General features: G+C 37.8%; 10 protein-coding genes and 1 pseudogene. 6 read left to right on the forward strand and 5 right to left on the reverse strand.

Annotated features, from left to right (window positions below; translation table 11 throughout):
• Nucleotides 1–149: 149 nt before the first annotated feature.
• Nucleotides 150–602, reverse strand: coding sequence for a hypothetical protein (locus AABK37_RS27580; RefSeq protein ID WP_432554697.1), 453 nt, complete (start codon nt 600–602; stop codon nt 150–152).
• Nucleotides 603–1,027: 425 nt separating this feature from the next.
• On the opposite strand from AABK37_RS27580, the gene cobS reads away from it, so the two are divergent.
• Nucleotides 1,028–1,804 (forward strand): adenosylcobinamide-GDP ribazoletransferase, encoded by a 777-nt coding sequence (gene cobS / locus AABK37_RS27585; RefSeq protein ID WP_432554698.1) that lies wholly within the window; start codon nt 1,028–1,030, stop codon nt 1,802–1,804.
• A 74-nt stretch (nt 1,805–1,878) separates the two neighbouring features.
• Here the strand turns inward: cobS and AABK37_RS27590 are convergent, their stop codons facing one another.
• Both AABK37_RS27590 and AABK37_RS27595 read right to left on the reverse strand, forming a co-directional pair.
• Nucleotides 1,879–2,337: a PPC domain-containing protein gene (locus AABK37_RS27590; protein WP_432554699.1), complete on the reverse strand. Its 459-nt coding sequence runs from the start codon at nt 2,335–2,337 to the stop codon at nt 1,879–1,881.
• 66 nt (nt 2,338–2,403) lie between these two features.
• Nucleotides 2,404–3,084, reverse strand: coding sequence for a ComF family protein (locus AABK37_RS27595; protein WP_432554700.1), 681 nt, complete (start codon nt 3,082–3,084; stop codon nt 2,404–2,406).
• Between the two features lie 201 nt (nt 3,085–3,285).
• On the opposite strand from AABK37_RS27595, the gene AABK37_RS27600 reads away from it, so the two are divergent.
• The 5 genes from AABK37_RS27600 to AABK37_RS27620 all read left to right on the forward strand — a co-directional run bounded on the left by AABK37_RS27600 (nt 3,286) and on the right by AABK37_RS27620 (nt 11,735).
• Nucleotides 3,286–3,798 carry a hypothetical protein gene (locus AABK37_RS27600; protein WP_432554701.1) on the forward strand — a complete coding sequence of 171 codons (513 nt, stop codon included), beginning with the start codon at nt 3,286–3,288 and terminating at the stop codon, nt 3,796–3,798.
• 195 nt (nt 3,799–3,993) lie between these two features.
• On the forward strand, nt 3,994–4,464 hold the full coding sequence (locus tag AABK37_RS27605; protein WP_432554702.1) for a thiol-disulfide oxidoreductase DCC family protein: 471 nt from the start codon (nt 3,994–3,996) through the stop codon (nt 4,462–4,464).
• 58 nt (nt 4,465–4,522) lie between these two features.
• Nucleotides 4,523–5,806, forward strand: a complete 1,284-nt coding sequence (locus tag AABK37_RS27610) for an ATP-binding protein (protein ID WP_432554703.1) — start codon at nt 4,523–4,525, stop codon at nt 5,804–5,806.
• A gap of 18 nt (nt 5,807–5,824) precedes the next feature.
• Nucleotides 5,825–8,692 (forward strand): nSTAND1 domain-containing NTPase, encoded by a 2,868-nt coding sequence (locus tag AABK37_RS27615; RefSeq protein ID WP_432554704.1) that lies wholly within the window; start codon nt 5,825–5,827, stop codon nt 8,690–8,692.
• 211 nt (nt 8,693–8,903) lie between these two features.
• Nucleotides 8,904–11,735: an ABC transporter substrate-binding protein gene (locus tag AABK37_RS27620; RefSeq protein ID WP_432554705.1), complete on the forward strand. Its 2,832-nt coding sequence runs from the start codon at nt 8,904–8,906 to the stop codon at nt 11,733–11,735.
• A 59-nt stretch (nt 11,736–11,794) separates the two neighbouring features.
• Here AABK37_RS27620 and AABK37_RS27625 read toward each other — a convergent pair.
• Together AABK37_RS27625 and AABK37_RS27630 are read right to left on the reverse strand one after the other, a co-directional pair.
• Nucleotides 11,795–11,952: pseudogene (locus AABK37_RS27625) on the reverse strand (GNAT family N-acetyltransferase); the annotation flags it as partial.
• Between the two features lie 40 nt (nt 11,953–11,992).
• Entirely contained in the window at nt 11,993–12,715 is a 723-nt protein-coding gene (locus tag AABK37_RS27630; protein WP_432554706.1) for a winged helix-turn-helix transcriptional regulator, read from the reverse strand.
• Between the last annotated feature and the right edge of the window lie 86 nt (nt 12,716–12,801).

The following is a 12,801-nucleotide window of genomic DNA, read 5'->3' on the forward strand; positions in this document are numbered from 1 at the left end:
CTTTGGGAGACGCTGCGCGAACGACGCAAGGCTTAAGAGGTGGAACTCGTTGACTTGAGCAATAGCCGCGTGAGGTTCCCTCCGTTGTAGCGACTGGCGTGGAGACAAGGGGGATTTAAGTGTTGACTCAAGACTCTTGACTATTGACTTTAAAACGAATCAGAACTGTCATCGTCAATTTCCGCATCCCACCTAGCTGATAGCACCTGCTCCATCATGGCTTCAATGGTGCTGACATTCAAGTTGCGATCGCGTCGCTCTTGTAAGGGAGTAGACAAAGGAATAAGTCGCAAACAAGTTCCTTCCTGCACCAAATCAAAAAAGCTTTGCTGCTGCGGAGAATGTTTTAATTCCAAATAATCGAAGCTATAAACATTTAAATAAAGAGCATGGTTAGCTACTAACGTAGAGCGTTGCGGATTTGCGAAGACTTCCATTACATCCCCGTCACCCTCGCTCTGCAATTTGCCATCTTGGGTGTAAATGTAGTGGACGCGACCTAAATCCGTCAACAATCGTCGTATATCGAGCTTATTTACAATTACGCCCGTGTTAATGATGCACGGAGCTGGTATCTTGGTGTCGGGTAGATGGTGGGTCATAATTAAATAGCTTGAGTGCTTTGAAGGTGAAGTACAACACAGCTAAACAGTCAATTGAACAGATGCAGCTAAACCCTACATTTAAATAATTATCAACTTCTTTGTGGGGTGACAACTAATAATTTGAAATAAGTTATTAGTTGAAAATCGGTACAACGTCACTGCTACTGATTAAATTGCTACTTCGGAAAATAAGAATTAGGTTTATTTTTATACTATGCATTTCTAGTTAACCACTGACATAAGCATAACAAAATTTTCTAGGAGAATTCCGGTATGCTAGTAAATCTTATTTAAAGCTTTAAAATTTGATGCTGCTCCAGTGCCAGAATTTTCAGCGTCATTCTTCATTTGTCCTTTATTTTTTGTCATTTGTCATCTGTAAAAATGCTAATGACTAATGACTAAGAACTAAGGTAATAAATATGACTAATGAAGAGCAATGGTGGAAAAAAAGTTTGTCCCAGATCACAGCTTCGGTTATATTTTATACTGCAATACCTGTGCCATATTTGGACAAGTTAGACTTTTCGCAGGTGGCACGCTTTGCGCCTGTAATCGGGTTGATGATTGGGGGAATTTTGGGGCTATTTGATACTGGGATGAATTATCTGGGTATGCCAGTATTAACTCGTAGTGCGTTGGTAGTTAGTGTTTGGATTGCGATTACGGGAGGACTGCATTTAGATGGAGTAATGGATACTGCTGATGGGTTAGCGGTAGGTGACAAAGAACGACGATTGGAAGTGATGGCAGATAGTGCGACAGGTGCGTTTGGGGCAATGGCAGCGATCGCCTTGCTATTATTAAAAACAACCGCATTGACAGACATCCATCAAAACCGCTGGCTAGTTTTGATGGCTGCTTGTGGGTGGGGACGTTGGGGGCAAATTTTGGCGATCGTTCAATATCCTTACCTGAAATTAACTGGCAAAGGCGCATTTCATAAAGAAGCAATTCGTTCTTATAAAGATTGCTTACCAGGATTATTGCTGCTGAGTTGTTTGAGTGGTTTAGAAATTTTAATCGACAAACGCCTATTTTTTGCGCTAGGGATGACACTGGCAGGAAGTGTGATCGCTTTTGTCACTGGTGCTTGGTTTAATCACAAATTAGGCGGACATACAGGAGATACATACGGTGCAGTCGTTGAGTGGACTGAAGCCTTATTTCTCTGTGTACTGACCGGTTTAGAAAGTTAAGAGTTAGGAGGAGCAAAGGAGCGGAGTTATGAGTTAGAAGTTAAGAGGAGCGGAGTAACTCATAACTCCTAACTTTATTTAACTGGTTGCAACTTTGTCACTTTGAGTTTATAAGCGCCAACTCCAGTTTCTCCAAAAGACCTGACACGAATGATGTAATTTCCTGTTTCAATAATGCGGGTAAACAGCAGGGAATTACTGCTACCATCGGGACCGTCATCATTTTCTGCTACTGTCGATCCGTCAGGAGCTAGCAGTGTGATGATGCCGTCAAAGCTGTCAGAGGACAGATCAACTGCGAGATTATCCCCCTTGGTCAGTTTCACAAGGTAATCACGGGCGAATCCACCTTGACCGGTGGGAATGTCTTTATCTGAAAGCGTATCAGAAATTTCCGCAATATTAGGTAAAGGAATTGGAGTATACAACTTATTTTGAGCAAAAGCTGCTGTTGTACTTATACCAATTGCCAGCAATGTAGCAGGAACAATTATTACTTGCCTCAAACTTGCCCCGAAAGCTTTACTCATCATTCCCAGCAGTGTTCCCACAAAAACAGTATAATCTGGTCAATTATAGATTTCTCAAGCATAGCTTGCCTACATATTCTTTGTTAATCTTTCTTTTACAGCAGTAGCAACCGCTGCTAATCCCTCTACGGCAATTCCAGATTGATGAAGTGCTGAAATCGCAGATTTAGCAGTAGCACCAGTAGTGTAAATGTCGTCAATTAACAACACTGGTACATCTGGGCGACACTGAGAAAATTCTTTCCCTAAAGCAAAAGCTTCTGCTAAGTTTTTTTCTCGCCCAGATGCAGATAAACCAAATTGTGCTTCGGTTTCTCGTACTCTTGCCAAACCATTTTGTTTTAATTTTAACCCGGTTGTTTGGCAAAAGCTTTCTGCGATGAGCGCGGCTTGGTTGTAACCGCGTTTTTTTTGCTTAGTGGGGTGAAGTGGAATGGGAACGACTATTAAGCGTCGGTCACAAGAAAGCGAATTTAACCATGCTTCGCCTAACCATTGTCCCAAAGGGCGAGCGATTTGGGGTTGATTTTCGTATTTCATGGCGGCGATCGCTCTTTTTAAAGAACCGCTATACATACCCCAAGCAAACACTGGTATTGATTCTTGCCAACGAGTATTGGGTTCAGGCAAGTGACAGCTATGTAACTGTTTGACACAGTATTGACAAAATTCTTGAGAAGTTTGGCGCTGGCACAGAGGACAATTGGATTCAAGAAAAAGGTTAAGTAAGCCTTTGATAAAATTACTCATTTATTACATAAGTATATATAAAAAAAATTTCTCAGGCAATCATACTAATACTTGCAAATCATTAGTAACCGTATTTTTTCCAGATATGACCGTTGGTTGTAATACCCAAGCTGCGATCGCCTAACTCCTGATCGCTCATGAATTTGATAGGCTTTACAATTCAAGGAAGGTAAGAGAAAAAACTAATACGCGGATGGGGCGATGCTTGACTTAACTAAAATCCAATCGATAGCGAGGTCTTATTCTCCTCAAGAACTCTTTGCTGCCTTGGTTTGGCAGCGTCAATTTAATCAGTTCAATGGTGAAGAGGTGATTGCTGACCTTTCTGAACGCACGGATTTATGGGCAAGCTTTCTGTTCACAAAACCAATCTTTGCACCAGATGAAAATGGTTTAAGCTTTGGTGGTATGATCGATACCCTCTTGGCAATGGCAAATTATCGTCCCATGCCTGAGACTAGCATTATCCATTTTGTTGCTTATCCTGGAGATACGTTATACATCCTTACCGAGAATCAAGATACAAAAGTATCTCAGCTTTTAGACTTGGGTAAAAAGTGGCGTGCTGATTCAGTAGAAATAACTGATGGCACGAATGAAAACTACGGTTTTCGGCTGAAGCGCCAACTGAGAACGAGATTAGAGAGGGCGTTATGGGGTAATGATGTTCAACACGACCATGATGCAGTCATTGTTTGCTATTGGTGGGATTGAATCTTAATAGTTATTCACATGCACGCAACCAGAGTGCAATATTTCTGAAGTGCAGATATTGGGTGTAAAATTATAGAAACACTCTTGTTGGTGCTTGCACTCCTCATCGAAAAGCCACACCTTCGTTACGCCTTACGTGTGCGAAAACAAACTTAATTTAACTGCGAATGTCCTCACTACAAACTCAACCATACAATGAGCGATAAATCTCTTAACCAGCCACCGTCATGGAAAATCAAAATGCTCTACGACGGTGAATGTCCTTTGTGCGTGCGCGAAGTTAACTTTTTGACGTTTCGTGATGCGGGTCGGGGGCTGGTAGCGTTTGTAGATATTGCGGCTGATAATTATAACGCCGAAGCAAATGGCGGAGTTGATTATGAGACTGCAATGGGGCGCATCCATGCTGTGTTGCCAGATGGAACGCTAGTTAAAAATGTTGAAGTATTTCGCCGCGTTTACGAAACTTTAGGAATGGGGTGGGTTTATGCTGCAACCAAGTTGCCAATTGTAGGTGCGATCGCTAACTTTCTATATGGCATTTGGGCAGACTTGCGACTTTCACTTACAGGACGAGCGGATTTACAAACTATTGTGAGACTGCGCCACTCTCGGCTGGAGTGTCAAACCCAGGAGCGTTGTCGGTTAATGGATGGGCATGAATAAGTTTAATTTAAGATAGATAGTAATGCATATAAAATACTTACTTAAATGATAATGTTACATGTCACAAAATCCCTTTATTGTCGGAAAACCAGTACCTCCAGAACGCTTTGTAGGGCGAGAATCAGAAATTGCAGCTGCCTTTGACCAAATTTATAATCGCAGTCATTTAGCGATTTGGGGTGGTCCGGGTATGGGCAAAACCTCGTTTTTGCATAAACTAGAATCACCTCAAGCTTGGGAAGATCACGGAATGGATTCATCCCAAGCGGTAATTATTCGTTTTAGTTGCGAGAGTATCGTTCCCTTCACTCCCTCCAAATTTTGGGAAGAAATACTGAACCTTCTGAAAGAGAAGTTAGAAGGTGAATCTGCATTGCAAGCTGAAATTGATACAATTCTGCAAGCAGGAGAAAAGACTAGAGATAGCCTGCGACAGGTATTGCGAAAGCTTGGAAAACAAGGTAAAAATCTCGTCTTGCTAATAGACGACTTTGATGTAGCACTAAACACGAACGAGCAATACGATGAAGATGCCATGCAAAGGTTTTTGAGTGAGTGCCGTAATTTGGCTGTTCACTCTGCGGAGGGACAACATCTGTCGATGATTGTTACTTCGCTTAAACGTCTCAATGAACTAGGACCAAAACTCAATCCCAACGCTTCTCCGTGGTATAATCACTATCTCTTTCTGCGACTTAAGACATTTAATAACAGTGAAATTGACCGCATATTTCAGATATTAAGAATACCAGATTTGCGGGAAGCAATTAAAGAAAATACAGGCGGACATCCGTCTTTGCTACAAATGTCTGGTTTTCTGCTATACAGGGATTTACTCACTGCAAATGTGCCAAGTGTAGAGAAATTTGTCAGCGATTTTGAAAAGGGAACGCAACCGATTTTTCAAAAGATTTGGGACAGGTGTAGTAAACTAGAAAAAACTCTACTGATGCTCATGGCTCTTTCTGCTTTAAAAGGTCGTTTGCATAAACAGAAGCAATTTGATGTTAGTGGTATTGAATTAATCTTTAGTCAAAGAGAGCGAGAATTAATCAAACTAGAAGAACAAGGTGTAGTTACTCACACTGTTAATGAAGAGAAAAACATTTACTTTTTCACTTCATCAACAATGGAGCGTTGGGTAATTCAAGAACTTCGGCAAACAGATGAGAAGTGGTTGCAAGCACGAGAAAAACTTTTTATCAATTTGATGAGTCGCCAACACATGGATAAATTCACTACAGCTATTAAATGGCTATGGAATAATCAAGAAAAAATTCCTACAAGTATTGAGTGGTTTGGTAAGTTAGTAGCTACTTTTCCTAAAGGATTTATTTTCTAGATAATTTGGAAAAAAATAATGGATAAATCAACAAAAATCAGAAATCCTTATGTTATCGGTAATCCTATTTCAGATAAACAATTATTATTTGGTAGGGAACAATTATTTGAAATTATTGATAATGCTCTTAATTCAAAAGAAAAAGTAATTTTACTTCAAGGTCAACCAAGGATTGGTAAATCATCTGTTATCCTCCAGATTTCTAATTTTATCAGTCAGGATAACTTTGCTTTTATCTCCTTTGATTTACAAGATAAAGGAGATTTAGAATTGAGTGTTATTTTACATAAATTGGTTCAAGAAATTATTAATAAGTTAGATTTAGACTCCAGCAAAATAAAAAATCCTACAATATTAGAATTACAGATAGATACATCTATCTTTCATAGTACATTCTTACCTAGTATTTATCAAGCAATTAATAAAAATTTAGTTATTCTCTTTGATGAATTTCATACTTTAAGCAACTATAACAGTAGCTCGTCTCCTCCTCCCTTTTTATCTTACTTAAATTCTTTTATTGATAAAGATGAAAAACTTTTTATTATACCAGTTGTAGGAAAGCGTCTAGAAGATATGCCAACTCTGTTGAGCTTATTTAGGAGAGCACCTAATCAAGAAATTGGTTTATTAGATGAAAAGAGTGCTGAACAACTAATCATAAAACCTGTTGAAGGTATACTAGAATATCATGTTAATGCAGTACAGGCAATATTAGAACTTTCAGCAGGTCATCCCTATTTCACACAAGTTCTATGCTTTGCTCTTTTCGCTCAAGCTAGATCAAAGGATAACTGGATAATTACTTGTCAAGAGGTAGAAGAAATTGTAGAGCAAGCAATTCAACTGAGTCAGGGAGGTTTAGCGTGGTTTCGGGATGGATTATCTGTACCGGAAAGATTAGTCTTCTTTGCCACGGCACAAATTCAAGGAATGGCACTTCAAGAAAATGAAGAAGCTTTACTAGAGCCACTGAAATTATTAGAACAATATGGAGTTACTTTAACCAATCCACTATATGAAGCGAAGGAGAGACTAGTTAGAAGAGGATTTATTGAAGAGATTAAAAGTAAAAAAACTCTCATTAAAAATACTTATACTTACAAGGTAAAAGTTGAATTAATTCGGCGTTGGTTTTTAAATAGATACTCGCTAGAGAAAGAAATCTTAGAACTGGCAAAATTAGATGAAAAAGCCAAAAAACATTACGAAGAAGCAGTTAAATACCGTAAATCAGGTCATATAAGCTATGCTTGCAGCTTTTATGAGCAAGCATTAATAAATAATCCCAACCATTTTCAAGCTATCTTAGAACTAGCAGAAATATTTTTAGAGACTCATAAGTTTAGTAAAGCAGTCGAATGCTACAAGCGCATTTACAAATTTAATCCAATGCGTATTCAGGATTCTTTAATAGAAGCATTACTTGGCTATGAAAATGAATTAAGACTAAAAGGAAAATATGAATTAGCCAGAGAACAACTTATTCAAGCACCGAAGGAAATACAAAATCATAAATTAATAAAGCAACGTTTAAAAGATTTACAAACTATTGTTTTTCATGCTCGAAGAAATCCATTTACTCCAGGAAAAACGGTAAAAGTAAAAGATTTTATCGGCAGGCAACATGAAATGGATTACGCAATCGATCAAATTTTTAATTCTGGTCATCTTGCCATACATGGTAGTTCTGGTATTGGCAAATCTTCTTTTCTAAAGTATCTTATAGACCCTCGAAACAGACAAGAGCAAGGACTTGAAACTAATGAATATTTCATGATTTATCTGGATTGTAAACTAGTTAACCCTTTTACAGCTTCAGATTTTTGGCGGAAAGTAATAATTCTACTCCTGGAAGAATTAAAAAGTATTAATTCTGTACACTCACAACTCGATATAATATTGAGAGAAGAAATAGTAGAAGTAGAAAATATTAAGCAAATTCTGCGTCAAATAGGAGCCGCAGAAAAATATTTGACACTACTGTTAGATCACTTTGATACTGTGTTTACGGAGGAAAATAGTTTCACAGATGATGATAGGCAGAAGTTTTTAAAAGAATTTCGTAATTTAGCAGATTGTGAGGAAGGAAGGTGTTTTTCCACAATTGTTGCATCAAATAAGCCTTTAAATAAACTTGCTGCTAACTTAACTGCCAATAATACCTCTTGGTATGATAACTACTTATTTGTGCCTATAAAAGCTTTTGAACAGACAGAAGTGGATGAGTTCTTAAAATCTATACCCAGTCCCTGGAATACAAACTTAGATTTGAAAAAAGGGGTGCAAACAATTACTGGTAATCATCCCAAACTATTGCAAACAGCCTGCTTCCTTTTGCATCCGACTTTGCGTGCTGCGAAAAAACCTGATATTAACAAATTTGCTCTAGAATTCTTTCGCTCAACAGAATCTTTCTTCCGAAATACCTGGGAATCCTTAAATGATAGAGAAAAGCTACTTCTTATGCTACTTGCTTTGTCTCACTTGGGAGGTCGGCTTAACAAACAACGTCAGTACAACTTGGGTAATATTGATATTAATGATTTTAGTAAAGGAGAGCGAGAACTACTCGAGATGGAAGAAGAAGGAATTATTAAATCGACGATTGAACAAAATAAAAAAGTGTATTCTTTTGCTTCATCAATTATGGAATGGTGGGTTATTAAGGAGATTGAAAATAGTAGTTTAGAGGAACTTACAAAAAAAGAGAAACTTTTTGGTAATGTTACACGCCAGCAAGTACAGAAGATCCAGAATGTGATAGAACAAGTATGGAAGAATAAAGATGCCATCCGTAGTAGTGTCCAATGGTTTGGAGAATTAGTAGCCGCTTTTGCAAAAGGAACTTTCTCAGGTGTTTCTCCTACTTCTTCACCTGAATAAATTTTTTGAGCAAATGCGGCGGAAGCTACAAATTTTACATTTTATACACGAGTAGCTTCCTATATTGAGAAGAGGTATGAAATATTCATCCGCTACCAGAAACCCTTACATTATAGGTCGTCCTATATTTGAATCGGAAAAGTTTTTCGGGAGAGAAAGTCTATTCCGATTCATTGAGGATAATCTGCTTCAGGGTGTCAAAGTTATATTATTGTATGGTCAAAGACGTATTGGTAAATCTTCTGTACTTCAACAAATCCCCAATTTTATTACTAGGGATAAATTTTTATTTGTGCTTTTTGACCTACAAGATAAAAGTCAGCAAAGTTTAAGTTGCATTTTACACAATCTCGCAATAGCAGTTTTAGCACAAACTGATATAGATGAAAATATGGTGAGAGCACCAACAGAAGACGAACTAGAAAATAATTTAGATTTATTCGATAAAATATTTTTACCAAAAATTTATCAGAAAATAGATAATAAAAGCTTAGTTTTTTTGCTAGATGAATTTGATGTTTTAAATAATAAAAATTTAGACAAAAAAAATAACCATTTAGATTTATTTTTATATTTAGAAAAACTATTTAGGCAGCAGAAAAAATTAGTTTTCATTCCTGTTATAGGTAGGAATGTGGGTGATTTGCCCCAGTTGCTTCACTTATTTAGGGATGCTCCTTATCAAGAAATTGGTTTTCTGGATGACTTGAGTGCTAGACGCTTAATTACAAAGCCAGCTGAAAAAATACTGACATATGAGCCAGATGCTATACAAACTATTTTGAGACTGTCAGCAGGACATCCCTATATTACTCAGGTAATATGCTTTACTATTTTTAACCTAGCAAGAAATCAAGAAAAATGGGTAATTACTAGTACTGATGTAGAGTATATTGTATACCAAGCAATTGAAAATTCTCAAGCTGGACTAGCATGGTTTTGGGATGGGCTTACTATTCCAGAGCAAGTAGTTTTTTCATCTGTTGCTGAAGCAGAAATGATAGCTATTAGACAAGGAAAACGTGTTCCAGAAGACCCATTAATGCTGTTGCAACAAAATGGAATTTCTATCACAGATTCACTTATACAAGCTGTAAATCAGCTAGTTAACACTGGTTTTTTGGACGATACAGGACGGAGAATTACAGTTGAACTAGTTCGTCTTTGGTTAGTACAGTTTTATCCACTGCGAAGTGAAATATGGGAGTTGGAGAAAGAGGAAGAAGAAAGTATTAAACATCTGACAATTGTGGCAAGTAGTCTGCGTAAACAGGGAAAACACCAAAATGCAATACTACTTTACGAGCAGGCGTTAGAATTCAATCCTAACAACTTTAAGAATGTACTGTCTTTAGCTCAAGAATATTTGCAAGTAAATAATTTTGAAAATGCCTTAGAACTTTATAAACGACTTTATCAAGCCGATCCGGAATCTTATAAAGAAGAACTTTTACATGCACTATCATTATATGGGCATCATTTAATAATTAAACAAGAATACACACTAGCAAAAAAACAGTATAACCAAATCTTAGAAATTAAGCCTAACACAGAATTACCTAGAAAGAGACTCTCAGAAATAGAAGCTTATGAACATACAATAAATAACACACTAAATATAATAACTCCTACACAACGACCATCGCAAATTCATAGAGGTTCAACTTTAGTAAGAATACTAGCGGTAATTACAGTTTTTGGAACTGTGGGTTATGGTACTTATCAGTTTTCATCTGATTGTCCTCCAGGTCAACAGAAAGAATTTGGTATTGCCTGTGTAGCAGATAAGAGTAGGATTAGTAATGGCGATCGCACTTTATTTCCTAATCTTAAAAATATTAATCGTGATTTAGGCATTAAAGCCTTTAAACATGAAAACTATAAAGAAGCTATTAAGCTATTTGGACAAGCTGTAGCAGCTAATCGCAATGATCCTGAAGTACTAATTTATTATAATAATGCCCTTGCCCGTGATAAAGGAAATCCTTTTACCTTAGCAGCAGCTGTTACAAACTCCGATCAAGAAATGTTACGCGGTGTAGCACAAGCACAGCACCAGTTTAATCAAAAAAATGGCTTAAATGGTCGATTGTTGGAAATTCAAATCGCCAACGATGCAGATCAACCGGAACAAGCAAAACAAGTAGCTGCTGAGTTGGTAAAAGACCAATCGATTTTAGGAGTTATTGGTCACTACAGTTCTGAATCCACCAAAGCGGCGTTAAAAGAGTACAACAAAACAGATATCCCTATTATCTCTCCAACCAGTACTAGCACACAATTACAGGGTAGGAATTTCTTTAGGAGTTTGCCTGATGATGCTGCTGGGGGAAAAAAATTAGCAGAATATGCGTTCAATAACTTGAAGTTAAGAAAATTAGTGATTTTCTCTAATCCTGACAGTTCATACAGTGACAGCATGAGGGAGGAGTTTACAAAGACATTTGAAAGGCTGGGAGGTGAAGTGCTTCGTAAGCCACAAATTAATTTAGCTGATACCTCACTAGATATGAATGCAGAAGTTTACAAAAGTGATGAATATAAAGCACAAGCAGCTGTATTAATTCCAGATGCGGGACATATAGATGTTGCTCTAAAAATTGCTAACATAAATAAAGAAGTAGTTCATAGATCCCAATCTCAAAATACAGCCAGACCAGGACTAAAGCTTTTAGGTGGAGATAGTCTCTATAGCGATTACATCTTAAGTATAGGAGGAAATGCGGTAGAAGGTTTAATTGTAGTCGTTCCTTGGTTTAGGGGAGCACCACAAGCAACAAACTTTGCCCAACAAGCAGAAAACCAATGGGGAGGAGGAGTGAGTTGGCGAACAGCAACCAGCTATGATGCTACACAAGCTTTTATTCAGGCTTTGTCTGCTAATCCCAATCGCACGACAATTCTCGAAAACTTGGAAAAGGTCAATTTGTCGGATCATGAGACTTCAGGATATCCACTTAAATTTAGTCCTGAAGGAGAGCGAGAAACTGAGCCTGTTTTAGTACAGATAAAACGTGGGAAGTTTGTTGCAGTACCGCAATAATTGTTAGCTAAAAAAATTGTTGCGAATCACGACATATAATTTGCGAAGGTACTTAACTCCTAACTGTGCCGCAGTAATTTAACATAAACGCGATCGCATCTTGCGGTTTCTACACCCGTTGCTTTGATACAGTTTGACGGCTTCCGCTAAGACGCTCTTTGGTTTCAATCCAAATTTGCTGGAAACCACGAGAAGCGATCGCCATCTCTAGCTGTTGTTACAAATATAACCCTCCACTATCGATTGACAACAAACCCCTACACATCTTTCCCAATTAAGCTAGCCAAGGTAGACACCATTTCTATAGTTTCAACGGGTTTGGGAATATGAACAGCAAACCCCATTTTAAATGCTCGTCCACGTTCTTTAGAATCATTACCTAGAACGATCGCAACCATTGCCATCGACTTACGGGATTTTTGCTCAACTTGTTTGAGTTTGACTTGAGTTGTCAGTAAATCAGCTTCATTGTCATTTAGGGAAGTTAAATCGATTAGCATCGCATCGGGTTGAACTTGATTGAGTAAATCGGGTATCTCTTGAATATCTGTAGCAGCGATCGCTGTAGCATGGTGTTCTTTAAGACTGCTGCAAATAGCTGTAGCTTCAGGAGATACAACTAAAACTTTCATGTTTTCTAAGCGACAGTAACTAAATTGATACCCTACCTTATGTACTTTCCCCCATTCGCACATTAATTCGGTGATGGGAGTGAAAGTTTGACCATGAGGGGTGAGAGCATATTCTACGCGAGGTGGTGACTCTGGGAATGATTCTCTGTAAATTAAACCCTCTTTTTCTAATTCTCTCAATTGTTGAGTCAAGACTTTCTGTGTAATGTTGGAAATTAATAACTTTAACTCACCAAAACGCCTCGCATCCCGTCTTAGCCACCAAAGTATCAGACATTTCCACTTGCCACCAATCGCTTCAATCGTTACTTCTACAGGGCAGGAATAGTTTTTGATATTAGTATCCATTTGGTAACTTTTAACCCTTGGATATTATAATTTATCGGCTCGTTGAAGACACCAAAACCAAAATTACTGGTGTTCATCATCTGGCA

It is taken from the genome of Tolypothrix sp. VBCCA 56010 (assembly GCF_050875635.1).
In the GTDB taxonomy this organism is placed as follows: domain Bacteria; phylum Cyanobacteriota; class Cyanobacteriia; order Cyanobacteriales; family Nostocaceae; genus Hassallia.